The sequence below is a fragment of the Pseudomonas sp. P1_F1_2 genome (genome assembly GCF_056405815.1).
This window is the reverse complement of record NZ_JBFUBK010000079.1, coordinates 13372-30513: the sequence shown is the minus strand read 5'-3', so window position 1 is coordinate 30513 and position 17142 is coordinate 13372. Positions and strand designations below refer to the sequence as shown.

Here is a 17142-nt window from a genome sequence, read left to right as displayed (position 1 = left end):
GTAAACCCTGAATCCCGGATCCGTCTGAAAAAATACCGCCGCAAGTTTCACGACGACTTCGTCGCCGAACGCAGCCTTCGGCAGCTGCTACAGGGAGTTCAGCGTTCTTCAGGCCTGAACACTAAGCCCGTATTCGGCCGCCGCATCCTGCAACCACAACCACCAGTAATCCGAGAAACTGCGACGGATCAGCAGTTCCCAGGTGTCTTCGGCGGTATGACGGATTACCAGTTGCGACTTGGCGAACACGGTGCCGACAGCCTTGCCCACCGGGAAGCTGTTGGGGTGCACGTCGTAGCTGGTGGATTTCATCAGCACCTGACGTACGTTCGGGCCGCTCAGTTCAAGAATCTGCTGGCCGCCGCTGACGTTGGTGATTGCGATGTGCAGGTCACCCAGCGCTTCACGCAATTTTTTCTCGGCGGCGAATTCTTCACCGGTCGGGACGATCAGCAGCCACTCATCCGGCCCCATCCATTGCAGGCTGGTTTCGCCTTTGATGATGACGCTCAGTGCGCCCGGCAGTTCGATGCCCAGCGCCTTGTGTACGCCAGCGGCAAACGCGGCGTCATGACCATCACCACGAATAGTCAGATGGCCGAGGAGTTTTTTCTCACGCACGGTCACGCCGGCGTTCTTGCGGCCCTTGCCCACCAGGCTTTGCAGGCCTGCGTGATGCAGCGACGACTCGGCCTTGGCCCCAGTGGTCGGGCGTTGTTGGTAAACATTGGCTGCGGTCATAAAGCACCTTTCCTGAATGATCGTTCCCACGCTCTGCGTGGGAATGCCTCTACGGACGCTCCGCGTTCGGCTGTTAAAGGGACGCGGAGCGTCCCGGGATGCATTCCCACGCAGAGCGTGGGAACGATCAGCATCAAATATTCTGGCGATCGCCTTTCGGATCGAAGAACACCGAAGAAACGATTTCCGCCTCGATCACGCTGCCATCGGCCAGCGGTGCGAACACTCGCTCACCGATGCGCTTCAAGCCGCCCTTCACCACGCCCATGGCAAACGAATAGCCGAGGGAGTTGTGCAAGTAGCTGGAGGTGACGTGACCGACCATGGTCATCGGGATCGCCTGYTTGGTGTTGAACACCAGTTGCGCACCTTCCGGCAGCCATTTGGCTGGATCGATCGGCTTCAGGCCCACCAGTTGTTTGCGTTGATCACGCACGCAGTCTTCGCGGTTCATGCCACGCTGGCCAATCCACGAGAACGGTTTGGTGCGACCGACACACCAGCCCATGTTCAAGTCGTCCGGGGTCATCGAGCCGTCAGTGTCCTGACCGACGATGATGAAGCCCTTCTCGGCCCGCAGGATGTGCATGGTCTCGGTGCCGTACGGCGTCAGGTTGTATTGCTTGCCGGCCTCGACGATTTTCTCGAGCACGCCCATGGCGTAGTCGGCTTGTACGTTGACTTCGTAGGACAGCTCACCGGTAAACGAAATCCGGAACACCCGCGCAGGAACACCGCCGACCAGACCTTCTTTCCAGGTCATGAACGGGAACGCTTCGTTGCTCAGGTCGATGTCGGTGACGTCGCTGAGCAGCTTGCGGCTGTTCGGCCCGGACAGGGTCATGGTTGCCCAGTGATCCGTCACGGAAGTGAAGTACACCTTCAGCTCCGGCCATTCGGTCTGGTGGTAGATTTCCAGCCATTGCAGCACGCGTGCAGCGCCGCCGGTGGTGGTGGTCATCACGAAATGGTTGTCGGCGAGACAAGCGGTTACGCCGTCGTCGAAGACCATGCCGTCCTCTTTGCACATCAGGCCGTAACGCGCCTTGCCCACATCGAGCTTGGTCCAGGCGTTGGTGTAGATGCGGTTGAGGAACTCACGGCAATCCGGGCCCTGAATGTCGATTTTGCCCAGGGTCGAGGCGTCCAGCAGGCCGACGCTGTCGCGCACGGCTTTGCATTCGCGTTTCACGGCGGCGTGAATGTCTTCACCGTTTTTCGGGAAGTACCAAGGGCGTTTCCACTGACCGACATCTTCAAATTCAGCGCCGTTTTTCACGTGCCAGTGATGCAGCGCGGTGTGACGGACCGGTTCGAAGATGTGCCCACAGTGACGACCGGCCACGGCGCCAAAAGTCACCGGCGTGTAGTTCGGGCGGAACATGGTGGTGCCCATCTGCGGGATGGTCACGTTCAGCGAACGGGCGGCGATGGCCAGGCCGTTGACGTTGCCGAGCTTGCCCTGGTCCGTACCGAAGCCCAGTGCGGTGTAGCGCTTGACGTGTTCAACCGACTCGAAACCTTCGCGGGTCGCCAGTTCGATGGCGGCAGCGGTGACGTCGTTTTGCAGGTCGACGAATTGCTTCGGCGCCCGTGCGGTGGTTTTTTCGTGCGGCACCTGGAACAGCGCCAGTGTTGGCTCTTCCAGACGGCTCAGGGCTTTGGGCAGTACGCCTTCGACCATTTGGAACCCGGCTTCGGCAGCGGCGCGAGCGCCCCCTTCAAAACCGTCGGCCAGGGAATCGCCAAGGCCGTAGACGCCGTTGATGCCACCGACGCACACGCGTTTTTGCGGTGCTTCGCCCGGTACGAAACCGAGAATGTCTTCACGCCAGATCGGTTTGCCACCCAGGTGCGAAGCCAGGTGAACCACCGGGCTGTAACCGCCGGAGCTGGCAACGATGTCGCAATCGAGCCACTCGCCAGGGCTGGTCACGGCGTGAGCTTTCACATCAATCGCCGCCACGCGAGCAGCGGTCACGTGCTTGCTGCCACGGGCTTCGATCACGGCGCTGCCGGTGAGGATGCGAATGCCTTTGGCGCGGGCTTCTTCCACCAGTGCGCCACGCGGGTTGCTGCGGGCGTCGGCGATGGCCACCACTTGCAGGCTGGCGTCGAGCCAATCCAGAGCAACGCGGTAGGCGTGATCGTTGTTGGTCGACAGCACCAGTTTTTTGCCCGGTGCCACGCCGTAGCGACGTACGTAGGTCGACACAGCGCCGGCGAGCATGTTGCCCGGCACGTCGTTGTTGCCGTAAACCAGTGGACGTTCGTGAGCGCCGGTCGCGAGAACGACACGCTTGGCGCGAACACGGTGGATGCGCTGGCGGACCTGGCCAATCGGTGCGCGATCGCCGAGGTGATCGGTCAGGCGCTCGTGAATGGTCAGGAAGTTATGGTCGTGGTAACCGTTGACCGTGGCGCGCGGCAACAGCAGCACGTCCGGGGTGTCCTTGAGCTCGGCGATGACGCTGGCGATCCATTCGGCAGCAGGCTTGCCGTCGAGGCTTTCACGGGAATCGAGCAGGCTGCCGCCGAACTCTTCCTGTTCATCGGCGAGGATCACACGGGCACCGCTGCGTGCAGCAGCGAGTGCAGCGGCCAGGCCAGCAGGGCCACCGCCGACGATCAGCACGTCGCAGTGCTGGTTCATGTAGTCGTAGGTGTCCGGATCATTCTCGGTCGGCGAACGGCCAAGACCGGCGGCCTTGCGAATGTACTTCTCGTAGGTCATCCAGAACGATTGCGGGTACATGAAGGTTTTGTAGTAGAAGCCCGGCGGCATCAGCTTGCCGCCGACCTTGCCGAGAATCCCCATCATGTCGTTGTTCACGCTCGGCCAACCGTTGGTGCTGGTGGCGACCAGGCCCTGGTACAGCGCCTGTTGCGTGGCGCGCACGTTCGGAATCTGTGTGGCTTCGGTCGCGCCGATTTGCAGCACGGCGTTCGGCTCTTCGGCGCCGGCAGCGAAGATGCCGCGCGGACGGGAATACTTGAAGCTGCGACCGATGATGTCGACTCCGTTGGCCAGCAGTGCAGCGGCCAGCGAGTCGCCTTCAAAGCCTTTGTAGCTCTGGCCGTTGAAGGTGAAGCTCAGGACTTTGTTGCGGTCGATCCGTCCACCGTTGGACAGGCGATTGATCTGGCTCATACCTTCGCTCCCAGAGCCTGCGCGGCCGCTTTCGGACTTTCAGTCTTGTCGGTGAACTGCGGCTTCGTGCCGATCTTGTAGGTTTCCAGAATCTCGTAGGTCACGGTGTCGCGGGTGACGTTGAAGTACTGACGGCAACCGGCAACGTGATCCCACAGTTCGTGGTGCAGACCGCGAGGGTTATCGCGGAAGAACATGTAGTCGCCCCACTCCTCGTCGGTGCAGGTGGTCGGGTCCAGTGGACGCGGGATGTGCGCCTGGCCGGATGCATGAAATTCCTCTTCGGAGCGCAACTCGCCGCAGTGAGGACAGAAGATATGCAACATGGGGATTTCTCCTATCAAGCGCCGTGAAAACGTAGCGAGCGAAGGCAAGACAAGGCAAAAACAGGCGAGAAAGCGGAGCTTAGTTTACTAAGTGAGCATTTCGAGCCTGTTTTTAACGCCGTATTGCCGAGCGCAGTAGTTTTCATGGGGCCTTTGTTAGTGGGCAACCGCAGCAGCGCCGTGTTCATCGATCAACGCACCGTTGTGGAAACGGTCGATGGAGAAAGGTGCGGCCAATGGGTGCATTTCACCCTTGGCCAGGCTTGCGGCAAACACGTTGCCCGAGCCAGGTGTCGCTTTGAAGCCGCCGGTGCCCCAACCGCAGTTGAAGAACATGTTCGGTACCGGGGTTTTCGAAATGATCGGGCAGGCATCCGGCGTGGTGTCGACGATGCCGCCCCACTGACGGTTCATGCGTACGCGGGACAAGACCGGGAACATCTCGACGATGGCCTGGATCGTGTGTTCGATCACCGGGTACGAACCGCGCTGGCCGTAGCCGTTGTAGCCGTCGATACCGGCGCCGATCACCAGGTCGCCCTTGTCGGACTGGCTGATGTAACCGTGCACGGCGTTGGACATGATCACGCTGTCGATAATCGGCTTGATCGGCTCGGACACCAGCGCTTGCAGCGGGTGGGATTCGATCGGCAGACGGAAACCGGCGAGTTTGGCCATGTGCCCGGAGTTACCGGCGGTGACCACACCGACGCGCTTGGCGCCGATGAAACCCTTGTTGGTTTCAACGCCGATGCACACACCGTTTTCCTTGCGGAAACCGATCACTTCGGTCTGCTGGATCAGGTCCACGCCCAARGCGTCGGCRGCACGGGCAAAGCCCCACGCCACGGCATCGTGACGGGCCACGCCACCGCGACGCTGGACGGTGGCGCCCATCACCGGGTAGCGGGTGTTTTTCGAGCAGTCGAGGTACGGAATCTCGTCGGCCACTTGTTTGGCATCGAGCAGTTCGCCGTCCACGCCGTTGAGGCGGTTGGCGCTGACGCGACGCTCGGAATCACGGATGTCTTGCAGGGTGTGGCACAGGTTGTAAACGCCACGCTGGGAGAACATCACGTTGTAGTTCAGGTCCTGGGACAGGCCTTCCCACAGTTTCATTGCGTGTTCATACAGGTGCGCCGACTCGTCCCACAGGTAGTTGGAGCGAACGATGGTGGTGTTGCGCGCAGTGTTACCGCCACCCAGCCAGCCCTTTTCGACCACGGCCACGTTGGTGATGCCGTGTTCCTTGGCCAGGTAGTAGGCGGTCGCCAGACCATGCCCGCCGCCGCCGACGATGACCACGTCATAGACCTTTTTAGGGGTCGGCGTGCGCCACATTTTCTGCCAGTTTTCGTGATGGCTGAGGGAGTGTTTGAAGAGGCCGAAGCCCGAGTAGCGTTGCATAGTCATTTACTCCAAAACCGCGCTCAGCGATAAACCGGGAAGTCCGCGCACAGTGCCGACACTTGCTGGGCAACATTGGCCTCGACATCGGCATCGCCGAGGTTGTCGAGGATGTCGCAGATCCAGCCGGCCAGCGTGACGCACTGGGTCACCTTGAAGCCGCGCGTGGTCACCGCCGGGGTGCCAATGCGCAGGCCGGAGGTGACGAACGGCGACTGTGGATCGTTCGGGACAGCGTTCTTGTTGACGGTGATGTGGGCGCGACCGAGTGCTGCGTCCGCCTCTTTGCCGGTGAGGCCCTGACGGATCAGGCTGACCAGGAACAGGTGGTTATCGGTGCCGCCGGACACTACATCGTAGCCGCGTTTGATAAACACGCCGGCCATGGCCTGGGCGTTGTCGATCACTTGTTGCTGGTAAACCTTGAAGCCTGGTTCCAGCGCTTCCTTGAAGCACACCGCTTTACCGGCGATGACGTGCATCAGCGGGCCGCCCTGGGCACCCGGGAATACTGCGGCGTTGAGCTTTTTCTCGATTTCTTCGTTGGCCTTGGCCAGGATCAGGCCGCCACGTGGACCGCGCAGGGTCTTGTGGGTAGTGGTGGTGACCACGTCGGCGTACGGCAGCGGGTTCGGGTACAGACCGGCGGCGACCAGACCAGCGACGTGGGCCATGTCGACGAACAGCAGTGCACCGACCTTGTCGGCGATCTGACGGAAGCGTGGGAAGTCGAGGGTCTTGGAGTAGGCCGAGAAGCCGGCAACGATCATCTTCGGCTTGCACTCGACGGCCAGACGCTCGACTTCGTCGTAGTCAATCAGACCGGTTTTGGTGTCGATGCCGTACTGCACGGCGTTGTACAGCTTGCCCGAGGACGACACTTTGGCGCCGTGGGTCAGGTGACCGCCATGGGCCAGGCTCATGCCCAGAATGGTGTCGCCAGCCTGAATCAAGGCCAGGTACACGGCGCTGTTGGCCGAGGAACCGGAGTGCGGCTGCACGTTGGCGTAATCAGCGCCGAACAACTGCTTGGCGCGCTCGATGGCCAGGGCTTCAACCTTGTCCACGTGCTCGCAGCCACCGTAGTAGCGCTTGCCCGGATAACCTTCGGCGTATTTGTTGGTCAGGCCGCTGCCTTGCGCTTCCATGACGCGCTTGCTGGTGTAGTTCTCCGACGCGATCAGCTCGATGTGATCTTCCTGACGTTGCTCCTCGGCATTCATCGCCGCCAGCAGTGCATCGTCGTAACCCTGGATCTGGTCTTGCTTGCTGAACATCGCGTCTCTCCCAGCGGCATCTGTGCGCCATTCGTCTCGGTAAGGCACTGGCATGACGGCAGTGCCCTTTGATGCCGATGGTATGACCGGCGCAGACAGGTCAAATGCCTACGGACGCCACGCAAAGGTGCGTTTACGACATAAGCCGAAATGCCTGACCGGACACAATCTTCAAACTTGAAAGAATCCCCTGTGGGAGCGGGCTTGCCCGCGATAGCAGTCTGTCAGTCGGCATCATTGCTGGACCTGACTTCGCCATCGCGGGCAAGCCCGCTCCCACAGGGGTCAGGCAGCGATCTGACGGACAAGTAGCAGCAGGAAAAAATGCACGGGATACAGCGCATACGCCCAGCGGCGCATGGGCGGTGGTTTTACGCCTTTTGCGTGTCGCAACAAGACCAGCCCCAGCCATGGCGCAATCAGACAAGCAACAATGCCGGGGATGGCCGCGCTGTTGCCCAGCCGGGCGGCGTAATACAGCGTGTGCCATTCGTTGGCCGCCAGGCAGACCAGTCCCGGCAACAGCGCAAAATACCAGGGCCGCCGGATCACCAGCAGCATCGCCAACGGCAATAGCACACCGAAGAAGCCGAACATCAACCGTTGCCAGAACAGCATCGCCACCAGCAATGCAGCAGCGGCCAACAGTCGCGATTGCAGCGTCTGGTGCTGCCAGCCACGCGCCACCAACAGGCCCAGGGCCAGCGTGGGCAACACGTTCAAGGTGTCGGGATCAGGAATGAACATTCGGTAAGGAATTTCGCTGATCGCACTGAACAGCAGCAACCAGCCGAAATATCGCCATTGACCTTGCGTCGTCGCCACGTCGGTTCGCGACAGGTTCACGGCCATCGCCAGACAAAACCACGGAAACGCCAGCCGTCCCGGGACATACAGCAAATCGACGGAGTAACCGACATATCGCAGGTGATCGATCACCATGCTCAGCAGCGCCAGCCACTTGAGCAGATCCAGTGCCCCATCCCGTTGAGTCATGTGCATAATTGCCCGTCGTCTAAGTGTTTTTCTGTCAGACGCATCGCGTGTGCTCCCCGGATGATCTTCGGTAAAGTGCGCACCATCATTGACCACGAGACGCTTCACCATAAGCGCCTCGACCACGGAAAGCAGGGCCATGACCGATAAGAGCCAACAATTCGCCAGCGACAACTATTCCGGTATCTGCCCTGAAGCCTGGGCGGCCATGGAACAGGCCAACCACGGCCACCAGCGTGCTTACGGCGACGATGAATGGACCGCTCGCGCGTCCGACGATTTCCGCAAACTGTTCGAAACCGACTGCGAAGTATTCTTCGCCTTCAACGGCACCGCCGCCAACTCGTTGGCCCTGTCGTCGCTGTGCCAGAGTTACCACAGCGTGATCTGCTCGGAAACCGCCCACGTCGAAACCGACGAATGCGGCGCACCGGAATTCTTCTCCAACGGTTCCAAGCTGCTCATCGCCCGCACCGAAAACGGCAAGCTGACCCCGGAATCGATCCGCGAAGTGGCCCTCAAGCGCCAGGACATCCACTACCCGAAACCGCGCGTCGTGACCCTGACCCAAGCCACCGAAGTCGGCAGCGTCTACACCCCGGAAGAAATCCGCGCCATCAGCGCCACCTGCAAGGAACTGGGCCTGAACCTGCACATGGACGGTGCGCGTTTCTCCAACGCCTGCGCGTTCCTTGGCTGCTCTCCGGCAGACCTGACCTGGAAGGCCGGCGTTGACGTGCTGTGCTTTGGCGGCACCAAAAACGGCATGGCGGTCGGTGAGGCAATTCTGTTCTTCAACGAAAAACTGGCTGAAGACTTCGACTACCGCTGCAAACAGGCCGGGCAACTGGCGTCGAAAATGCGCTTTTTGTCGGCACCGTGGGTCGGGATCCTGGAAAACGACGCCTGGCTCAAATACGCCCGCCACGCCAACCACTGCGCGCAGTTGCTGGCCGAACTGGTGAGCGACATACCTGGCGTGGAACTGATGTTCCCGGTACAGGCCAACGGCGTGTTCCTGCAACTGTCTGAACCTGCAATTGCTGCCTTGACCGCCAAGGGCTGGCGCTTCTACACCTTCATCGGCAACGGCGGCGCACGCTTCATGTGCTCGTGGGACACCGAAGAAGAACGCGTCCGTGAACTGGCCGCCGACATTCGCGAAGTCATGTCCCGCTGATCACCACGTCAGTCTGCCGCAACACACTCCTGTAGCAGCTGGCGAAGCCTGCGTTCGGCTGCGCAGCAGTCGTAAAACCCTATAGCGCGGTGTGCATGACACACCATGCTGTCTGAATTCACGACTGCTGCGCAGCCGAACGCAGGCTGCGCCAGCTGCTACATAAAAAGCGCTGTCGCCCCCTCCCGATACAAAAGTGCCCGTGATCGTGGCGCAACTCTTGGTCTACATTGTCTGCGAGCCGTTTTGATCCGCTCACATAACAATAATCAGGAGCGTATGCATGTCCCTACAAGGCAAAACCCTGTTCATCACCGGTGCCAGTCGCGGGATTGGTCGTGAGATCGCGCTGCGGGCGGCGCGTGACGGGGCCAATATTGTAATTGCGGCCAAAAGCGCCGAGCCGCACTCCAAATTACCGGGTACGATTTTCAGTGTGGCGCAGGAAGTCGAAGCGGCCGGGGGCAAGGCGCTGGCCTTGCAGGTGGACGTGCGCGAGGAAGACGCGGTACGCGCAGCACTGGCCCAGGCCAACGAACATTTCGGCAGCATCGATGCGCTGATCAACAATGCGGGCGCCATCAAGTTAACCGGGGTCCAGCACATCGAACTCAAGCGCTTCGACCTGATGCACCAGATCAACACCCGCGCCGTGTTGCTGTGCAGCCAAGCCGCCCTGCCCTATCTGAAAAAAACCGGCGGGCACATTCTCAACCTGTCACCGCCCTTGAATTTGGCGACCAAATGGTTCGCCCAATACAGCCCCTACACCGTGACCAAATACGGCATGAGCATGCTGACGCTGGGCATGAGCGAGGAGTTCAAGAACTACGGCATCAGCGTCAATTCGCTGTGGCCACAGACGATGATCGCCACCGCCGCCATTGAATTTCAGCTCGGCTCACGGGAATCATTCAAGCATGCGCGCACGCCAGAGATCATGGCGGATGCCGCCCACGTCATTCTGGACAGCAGCGGTCGTAGCATTACTGGCCGGCTACTGATTGATGAAGTGATTTTGAGAGAGAACGGGGTCACAGAGTTTGACCACTACCGCCACAAACCGGACAGTGACGCTGCGCTGATGACCGATTTGTTCGTCGACTGAATCTTTACCTGACCATCAATATGCGACGCACGTAAACGGATTGATTACCGTGCGCCGCAGAACTTAATTTTTTTAACATGCACATATTTGATACTTATAGCCTGCAAGCGAAGATCATATCTTTGCGAATTTGTATAGCTGTAAAAGTTGACAGCTATACAAATTATTTGATGACCATTAACGTCTCTTTTACTCAGCGGACAATAGCCCACCAAAACCCCTGAGCAATTTGTTTCAAATTCTTTATATCGCTAAAGGAGATATACAATGGACATTGAATCACGGATTGGCACCAATTTTCTTAAAGCAGACTTCCCTCTAACCCTAGAAAACTTAGCCATCAAGACAGGTGACACGGTTGAAAATAGCCTCAACCCAAGGTCTTCTGTCAGATTCAAACTCTGGAACGACAAAGCCGGAGTATATTCTCTCAGTACGATTGCGCTGGGTGGTCCAGATGAAGATCGGGGTAGTCTCTGGAAAGCACCGGAGAAAGGGCATGAAAGTTATAAGTGCATGCTTTCACTTAGTAACGGCGACGTTATTCATCATAAGGGTGAGTATTTTGAGTTTCTTTGCAATAGATTCGAGTACCCGCAGGATGGCACGCTTAAGCTCAAGTACCTTGGAGCGGCGGTAAAACAAATCTAGACAATATAACTTCAAGGGACTTAACGATAGCCAATTTTACGCACCGTCCCTGCAACACCAACGATGACCCTGACTCACTCTTAAGTCAGGGTCATCCAATGCGCAAACCCAGCGTCACAAACGATGTTTTAACAGACACATCCAATGAAATTTACATGGTGCAGCATATTTGTCTTCTGGACTCTAAAACTCGATACGCACGTCGCCCTTCGGCACGCTGCAGCACGACAAAATAAACCCTTCGGCCTCGTCTTCTTCGGTGATCCCGCCGTTGTGGTCCATTTCGACCTCGCCACCCAGTTTCATCACCTTGCACGTCCCGCAAATGCCCATGCCGCAGGCCTTCGGAATCAACAGCCCCAACTTGGCAGCCGCCGCGTGAACGGTTTCCCCCGGCGCAACGCGAATGCTTTTGCCGGACGCGGTGAATTCCACCTGATACAGATCCGCCACGTCGAGTTCCGGTGCGTCGGCCGCCTGCTCGGCGTGTTCCACTGCATCGGCGCGCGCCTCTGGCGGGGTCGCGCCGAAGGACTCTTCGTGATAACGCGACATATCGAAGCCAGCGGCTTCCAGCAAGCGCTTGACCGCACTCATGTACGGCGTCGGGCCGCAGCAGAACACTTCGCGCTCAAGGAAGTCCGGCGCCATTAACTCAAGCATTCGGTGGTTGAGGTAACCGCGATAACCGGCCCAGGGCTCACCCATGCCGTGCTTCTCGCAGATCAGGTGCAGGCTGAAGTTGTCGATCCGCGATGCCATGTGTTCCAGCTCACGGTGGTAAATGATGTCCTTGGGCGAGCGGGCGCTGTGGATAAACACCATGTCGACGTTGCCGTTGGTGTCATAGAACCAGCGCGCCATGGACATGACCGGCGTGATGCCGACGCCACCGCTGAGGTAGAGCACCTTCGGCGCGGTGAAGTCCATGGCGTTGAACAGCCCGACCGGCCCGTGCACTGCCAGCTCCTGACCTTCATGCAGGGTATCGTGCAGCCAGTTCGAGACCTTGCCGCCCGGCACACGCTTGATCGTCACCGAAAAGCTGTAAGGCACCGATGGCGAGCTGGAAATGGTGTAGGAGCGCATGATCGGCACGCCTTCGATTTCCAGCTCCAGGGTGACGAACTGCCCCGGTTTAAAGAAGAACATGATCGGCTGATCGGCCATGAAGCAGAAAGTGCGCACATCCCAGGTTTCCTGGATGACTTTGACGCAACGGACGATGTGTCGACCATTGGCCCAGGTCTGGGTCGTTACCGGATTCAGGAAGCTGTTGGACATGCTGTTCTCCACCGCCGATGCTCGGCCTTATGTTGGCGATTCTGCGTAACGCGCCGATCACCCATTTACCTATCTGCGACATTCACATACTTATCGCGACCAGCCTGCATCTACCGGGGGTTGCGCGTCGGGAACAGATTGGGCCATGTCGCCCATGGATAAGGTTCTGCCCAGCGCCGGCCCCACACTCGCCCCATACCAAGACACAACCATTACACCTTGCGTAGCAAACCTGATTAGCCACTTTCGCCGGCCACACAGAATGGCCTTGAGGATTAAACGATGGACGTCACCACTACCCTGAGCCTGGGCGATCCACTGGAACCCGCACGCAAGGCCACCGCGCAGATGCTGCAAGAACGCGAGCGCACTTTCTCGCTGCCGCAGCCGTTTTACTCTGACGAGCGGCTGTTTGATATCGACATGCAGGAAATCTTCCAGAAAGAGTGGTTGATCGCCGGCATGACCTGCGAGATCCCGACCAAGGGCAACTACCTGACCCTGCAAATCGGCAAAAACCCGATCATCGTGATTCGCGGCGCCGAAGGCGTTGTGCACGCGTTTCACAACGTCTGCCGCCACCGTGGTTCACGCCTGTGCACCAGCGAAAAAGGCAAGGTCGCCAAACTGGTTTGCCACTACCACCAGTGGACCTACGAGCTCGACGGTCGCCTGCTGTTCGCCGGCACCGAGATGGGCGCCGACTTCGACATGAAGCAGTACGGCCTCAAGCCGGTGAACGTGAAGACTGCGGGTGGCTACATCTTCATCAGCCTGTCGGAGAACCCGCCAGCCATCGATGACTTCCTGTCGACGCTGAACCATTACATGGAACCGTACGACATGGAGAACACCAAGGTGGCGATTACCACCACCTTGATGGAAAAGGCCAACTGGAAACTGGTGCTGGAAAACAACCGTGAGTGCTACCACTGCAACGCGTCGCACCCGGAATTGCTGAAAACCCTGTTGGAATGGGACGACGTCACCGACCCACGTGCCGATCAGGCATTCAAGGACCACGTCGCGGCCTCCGCCGCTGCCTGGGAAGCCGAGAAGATCCCTTACGCCCACGCCAGCTTCGGCCTGCGTAACCGCATCGTGCGCATGCCACTGCTCAAGGGCACCGTGTCGATGACCATGGACGGTAAACAGGGCTGCGCCAAACTCATGGGCCGTATCAAGAACCCGGACCTGGGCTCGATGCGCATCTTGCACCTGCCGCACTCGTGGAACCACTGCATGGGCGACCACATCATCGTCTTCACGGTGTGGCCGATCAGCGCTCAGGAAACCATGGTCACCACCAAGTGGATCGTGCACAAGGATGCCGTTGAAGGCGTGGACTATGACGTGGAGCGCATGCGCCAGGTCTGGGACGCCACCAACGACCAGGACCGTCGCCTGGCCGAAGAGAACCAGCGCGGCATCAACTCCACCGCTTACCAGCCAGGGCCTTACTCCAAGACGTATGAGTTTGGCGTGGTGAACTTTGTGGACTGGTACAGCGAACGCCTGCTGAACAACCTGGGGGCCGAGCCTGCGCCGTACCTCAAAGGCGTTCCTGTACAAGGCTGACAGCGCTAAAAGCATCGTCGGAACGCCGCCCGGAGCCGGCTCACTCCTACAGGGGAATGTAGGAGTGAGCCTGCTCGCGATGGCACCCTCCCCAACAACACATCCTCCCCCGATATCCCCCCGATTCAGAACTGTACGAAATATGATCTATTCCGTTCAGCACTATGCCCCGCGTGCCTTCCAGCCTTCAGCAAACAAGTTATCCACACCTCCACCCACAGCTATTGGGGACAAGTGTGGTTTTACAGAAAACTTTCTCCACAGAAACTGAAGAAAATCCGTGACTTATCCAGAAGCAGGGTTTTGAACGGCAACTGGTTGTTTTTTGATCTAAAGCTTGTAGATCACGTTTTACGTGGCTTACAGAGGATGGCAAACACCTTATCCACAGAAGCGCCAACAGACTTTGGGGGCAACTTCTGTCGTTCTGTGGAAAACCACTGGAAACCTTGATAAATCGCGGTTTGCGGGCTGTTTACCGGTCGGAATCGATGAATTGGTCGTTTTTTGAACAATCGTATGCAGGCACCGGTTTATAAGGCCTGTAGAGGTTAGCGAACATCTTATCCACAGAAGCGCCAACAGAGATTGGGGGCAAGTATTGGAGCACGCATAACTTTATCCAYCGTAAAAAGCCCATAAAAACCGGCACTTAGCCTGGTGGTTTTTTGTACGGAGGCTTGCAGGGCTTGATTTGTGTGGGGTGTAGCGAGGGACGAACACGTTATCCACAGAATCGCCAACAGGGATTGTGGGTAAATCAGATTTTATTCAGACACGAGCGACCGGATTCGGGGTCAAGGTCCATCTCGTAGTCATTGAATGCCCGCCAGCCGAGCAAAATCGAAGGCACGTACTGCCCGTTCAACAACGACGGCGGAATGGTGAAGCCTGGGTAGTATTTGTACTGGATGACCCTGGTGTGGCCGGACAAATCCAATTCGCCCCTGAAGGTCTGATGGCGCGAGTTTTCGGCGACGTTGACAGGAGACTCCCCGGGCCAGGCCGACGTCAGGTAATCAACATTGCCGGTATCGACAATCGCCAGTGTCGCCCGGCGATCCAGGTGTGCGGCAATGGTCAGTCGTTGATTGATGTCCATGCGCCCATAGGTCACCGGCGCATCGCATCGCGCGGGAGGTGCAGCGTTAAGCTCCAGGTTCTTTCTGCTGAGCTTCAAGCGCCCCAACTTGCCGATCAGATCCAGCCCCAGCAAGTTATCCCGGTCGCTGACAAACACCAGGACATTCCTGAATTCGCTCCCGCCGATCGTCAAGGACTCGAAAATACCCAGCTTGGCTGACAGGTCATGTTCGCCATAAAAGGTGCTGTAGCCGTATTGGGAGTCGGTCAGCAAGGTGATGCCCATGCGCTTCGCGGTTTCGCTGTTGACCCGGGTTTGTGGCGCACCGGTGTCCACTATGAAACGCGACGAGACACCGTTGGCCGCTTTGACGCTGATGTAGGGCAGCACTTCGTCCGTGACGTAACCCTCGCTGGGGCGTGGATAAAGCGTCACGACCTCGTGTCGCCGGCTCCTGGTCACGGAAAAGTCGCCGACCGCGCGCAGGGCCGCGATGGATCGAGGGCCAAACATGGAAAAAAGAACGTTGAGCTCGGGATCATTCGCGATGGCCCGGGCATGGCGGTGCTTGATCGCCAGGTAGTAATCAGGCAGTTGATTGGCGACTTTGGCCTCGAACATTCGGGCGTAAACGGACACTGAACAACTGAGATTGCTCTCGGCATCCACAACCTTGGCGCACTGCTGCCGCATCTGTGCCAGGGACGCTTTTTGCCCTTGCGGCGACGCCATCCACTGATAAAAATCCAGATCGGCTGCATGACGTGGCTCGACAGCCGCGGGCTTGGCCGCCGCCATCAAACCCGCAGGCACGCACATCACCGCACAGAGCAACCAGGTCGCACGACGCTGCAACGCCTTCATAGTCAACCCACTCAAAAACGGGTTTCATGATTAAGCGCTGAACGTCTAAAAGCTCCGTAGACCGTGCCGCACCCTTAGACAGCGCACAGCAAAACTGTAGCTCACCGAGCGGTACGGCGAGTGGTCGCCCTTACGGCCGATACATCAGGTAAGCCTCACCCGTGACCCGAATCATCGGGTGGGGCGTGATTTGACAGGTGTCGACGATACGAAAGCCGTGTCGCTCGTAAAACCGGCGGGCGCCGGTGTTCGCAGCGTAGTCGATCAGGCTCAGGCCATTGAGCCCCAACTGATTGGCCCGGTCGTAGGCGTAAGCGAGGAACTGCTTGCCCAGGCCCTGGTTGCGCCACCCCTCGTGCAGCGCCAGGCTGGAGATGTACAGGGTGTCAGGGATTTCCATCGTGGCGTAGGGCGCCAACACCGGGTCAGTCACCGGAGCCGCCAGCGGATCATGGCGCATCACATAGCAGTGCATCATGCCGACGACTTCCCCGTTCGCTTCGGCGATCAGGCAATTCTGATAGGAAAAGTCCACATCGTCGCGGGCATAGCGGATGGCACCAACGTCCAGCAGGTCCTGGCCGGGCTCTGCTATCTGGCTCCAGATGTAATCCGAAGCCCCTTCCGACGAAATCTGGAACAACCGCGCAATCTCCCGCGCATCGCCGCGCCGGGCCAAACGAAACTCAACAGCCATTAACTTCCCCCAACGGACCGCTAGCGGACCACACCTTCTTCAATCAGCAATTTGAGAATGGCTTCAGCCCCCGCTTGCGCCGTAACACCCTTGAGCACTTGCCCACCGCCACCGCTGGCCTTGGCCGTCGCCGCCTTCATGCGATCGGCACCGCTCTTGGCCTTGATCACCTTCAAGCGCTTGGGCCGTGGCTTGGCCGGTTGCAGGGTGGCGACCGCCAGCAAATCATCGTCGACGACTTCCACGTCATCGGCGTGCAACACGCCCCGCCGCGCCGGGCCGTAGGCACTCTGCCGAGGTTTCGGTGCAGCGTTATCCACCGTGGCGAGAAACGGCAGGCGCACTTTCAATCGACGGCGCTGGCCACGGGGCAAAGCCTGAAGCACCAACGCAGAACTGCCATCGATGGACTCCACTTGAGCCAAACCGACCACCAATGGCCAGCCGAGGCTTTCCGCCAACAAAAACGGCAACATGCCCGAGCCTTCACCGGTTTCGGCCTGACTGCCGGTCAGCACGACTTGTGCCCCCGCATCGCGCAAATAGGCGGTCAACGCTGGCAGTGCATCGGCACCTGAAGGCTGCTCAAGCACATGCAATTGTTCCAGCCCCATGCCCAGGTAGGCGCGCAGTGCAGGTTCAGCGACATCGCCGGCATGCAGCACTTGCAGGTTATCCCCAGCCAGTTGCAAGCCCAGCTCCACCGCCCGCGCATCCTGCTCCGCGCGACGTGGCCGGCCGGAGGTCGGGTGGGCGCCGATGGACACCAGGCTGATGATTTTCGTGCTCATAACCCTT

At 59.0% G+C, this 17142-nt stretch carries 14 protein-coding genes; 4 read left to right on the top strand and 10 right to left on the bottom strand.

Annotated features, from left to right (window positions below; genetic code table 11):
- Positions 1 to 108 precede the first annotated feature (108 nt).
- From AC1D2P_RS21440 to AC1D2P_RS21415, 6 genes are all read right to left on the bottom strand, one after another.
- Positions 109 to 741 carry a sarcosine oxidase subunit gamma gene (locus AC1D2P_RS21440; protein WP_046029889.1) on the bottom strand — a complete coding sequence of 211 codons (633 nt, stop codon included), beginning with the start codon at positions 739 to 741 and terminating at the stop codon, positions 109 to 111.
- Positions 742 to 874: 133 nt separating this feature from the next.
- Entirely contained in the window at positions 875 to 3892 is a 3018-nt protein-coding gene (locus AC1D2P_RS21435; protein WP_109785582.1) for a sarcosine oxidase subunit alpha, read from the bottom strand.
- Complete coding sequence (locus AC1D2P_RS21430) at positions 3889 to 4218, bottom strand: sarcosine oxidase subunit delta (RefSeq protein WP_007947734.1); 330 nt, start codon at positions 4216 to 4218, stop codon at positions 3889 to 3891. The genes AC1D2P_RS21435 and AC1D2P_RS21430 overlap by 4 nt, the downstream gene beginning before the upstream one ends.
- A gap of 156 nt (positions 4219 to 4374) precedes the next feature.
- Positions 4375 to 5625 (bottom strand): sarcosine oxidase subunit beta, encoded by a 1251-nt coding sequence (locus tag AC1D2P_RS21425; RefSeq protein WP_007947735.1) that lies wholly within the window; start codon positions 5623 to 5625, stop codon positions 4375 to 4377.
- 23 nt (positions 5626 to 5648) lie between these two features.
- Positions 5649 to 6902, bottom strand: a complete 1254-nt coding sequence (gene glyA / locus AC1D2P_RS21420) for a serine hydroxymethyltransferase (protein WP_046029886.1) — start codon at positions 6900 to 6902, stop codon at positions 5649 to 5651.
- 285 nt (positions 6903 to 7187) lie between these two features.
- Complete coding sequence (locus AC1D2P_RS21415) at positions 7188 to 7904, bottom strand: TraX family protein (RefSeq protein ID WP_046029884.1); 717 nt, start codon at positions 7902 to 7904, stop codon at positions 7188 to 7190.
- 133 nt (positions 7905 to 8037) lie between these two features.
- On the opposite strand from AC1D2P_RS21415, the gene AC1D2P_RS21410 reads away from it, so the two are divergent.
- The 3 genes from AC1D2P_RS21410 (at position 8038) to AC1D2P_RS21400 (ending at position 10837) form a co-directional block, all read left to right on the top strand.
- A complete protein-coding gene (locus AC1D2P_RS21410; RefSeq protein ID WP_109785583.1) occupies positions 8038 to 9078 on the top strand; it encodes a threonine aldolase family protein in 1041 nt (346 codons plus the stop codon).
- Positions 9079 to 9361: 283 nt separating this feature from the next.
- Complete coding sequence (locus AC1D2P_RS21405; protein ID WP_109785584.1) at positions 9362 to 10186, top strand: SDR family oxidoreductase; 825 nt, start codon at positions 9362 to 9364, stop codon at positions 10184 to 10186.
- A 267-nt stretch (positions 10187 to 10453) separates the two neighbouring features.
- Positions 10454 to 10837: a hypothetical protein gene (locus tag AC1D2P_RS21400; protein WP_109785585.1), complete on the top strand. Its 384-nt coding sequence runs from the start codon at positions 10454 to 10456 to the stop codon at positions 10835 to 10837.
- A gap of 183 nt (positions 10838 to 11020) precedes the next feature.
- On the opposite strand, the gene gbcB is transcribed toward AC1D2P_RS21400, so the two are convergent.
- Positions 11021 to 12121: a glycine-betaine demethylase subunit GbcB gene (gene gbcB, locus AC1D2P_RS21395; RefSeq protein WP_046029877.1), complete on the bottom strand. Its 1101-nt coding sequence runs from the start codon at positions 12119 to 12121 to the stop codon at positions 11021 to 11023.
- A 282-nt stretch (positions 12122 to 12403) separates the two neighbouring features.
- Between gbcB and gbcA the strand changes: the two genes are divergently transcribed.
- Positions 12404 to 13699, top strand: a complete 1296-nt coding sequence (gene gbcA, locus AC1D2P_RS21390; RefSeq protein ID WP_046029875.1) for a glycine-betaine demethylase subunit GbcA — start codon at positions 12404 to 12406, stop codon at positions 13697 to 13699.
- A gap of 760 nt (positions 13700 to 14459) precedes the next feature.
- Here the strand turns inward: gbcA and AC1D2P_RS21385 are convergent.
- The 3 genes from AC1D2P_RS21385 to etfB all read right to left on the bottom strand — a co-directional run bounded on the left by AC1D2P_RS21385 (position 14460) and on the right by etfB (position 17135).
- A complete protein-coding gene (locus tag AC1D2P_RS21385) occupies positions 14460 to 15647 on the bottom strand; it encodes a retropepsin-like aspartic protease (protein WP_109785586.1) in 1188 nt (395 codons plus the stop codon).
- 130 nt (positions 15648 to 15777) lie between these two features.
- Complete coding sequence (locus tag AC1D2P_RS21380; RefSeq protein WP_046029871.1) at positions 15778 to 16344, bottom strand: GNAT family N-acetyltransferase; 567 nt, start codon at positions 16342 to 16344, stop codon at positions 15778 to 15780.
- A 20-nt stretch (positions 16345 to 16364) separates the two neighbouring features.
- A complete protein-coding gene (gene etfB, locus AC1D2P_RS21375; RefSeq protein ID WP_077431143.1) occupies positions 16365 to 17135 on the bottom strand; it encodes an electron transfer flavoprotein subunit beta in 771 nt (256 codons plus the stop codon).
- Positions 17136 to 17142: the final 7 nt, after the last annotated feature.

What these genes read in the sequence shown, in the direction of transcription:
- AC1D2P_RS21415 (WP_046029884.1), bottom strand. Translation starts at nt 7,904, where the DNA reads ATGCACATGACTCAACGGGATGGGGCACTGGATCTGCTCAAGTGGCTG.
- AC1D2P_RS21385 (WP_109785586.1), bottom strand. Translation starts at nt 15,647, where the DNA reads ATGAAGGCGTTGCAGCGTCGTGCGACCTGGTTGCTCTGTGCGGTGATG.
- etfB (WP_077431143.1), bottom strand. Translation starts at nt 17,135, where the DNA reads ATGAGCACGAAAATCATCAGCCTGGTGTCCATCGGCGCCCACCCGACC.
- AC1D2P_RS21430 (WP_007947734.1), bottom strand. Translation starts at nt 4,218, where the DNA reads ATGTTGCATATCTTCTGTCCTCACTGCGGCGAGTTGCGCTCCGAAGAG.
- AC1D2P_RS21405 (WP_109785584.1), top strand. Translation starts at nt 9,362, where the DNA reads ATGTCCCTACAAGGCAAAACCCTGTTCATCACCGGTGCCAGTCGCGGG.
- AC1D2P_RS21440 (WP_046029889.1), bottom strand. Translation starts at nt 741, where the DNA reads ATGACCGCAGCCAATGTTTACCAACAACGCCCGACCACTGGGGCCAAG.
- AC1D2P_RS21410 (WP_109785583.1), top strand. Translation starts at nt 8,038, where the DNA reads ATGACCGATAAGAGCCAACAATTCGCCAGCGACAACTATTCCGGTATC.
- AC1D2P_RS21400 (WP_109785585.1), top strand. Translation starts at nt 10,454, where the DNA reads ATGGACATTGAATCACGGATTGGCACCAATTTTCTTAAAGCAGACTTC.
- gbcA (WP_046029875.1), top strand. Translation starts at nt 12,404, where the DNA reads ATGGACGTCACCACTACCCTGAGCCTGGGCGATCCACTGGAACCCGCA.
- gbcB (WP_046029877.1), bottom strand. Translation starts at nt 12,121, where the DNA reads ATGTCCAACAGCTTCCTGAATCCGGTAACGACCCAGACCTGGGCCAAT.
- AC1D2P_RS21380 (WP_046029871.1), bottom strand. Translation starts at nt 16,344, where the DNA reads ATGGCTGTTGAGTTTCGTTTGGCCCGGCGCGGCGATGCGCGGGAGATT.
- glyA (WP_046029886.1), bottom strand. Translation starts at nt 6,902, where the DNA reads ATGTTCAGCAAGCAAGACCAGATCCAGGGTTACGACGATGCACTGCTG.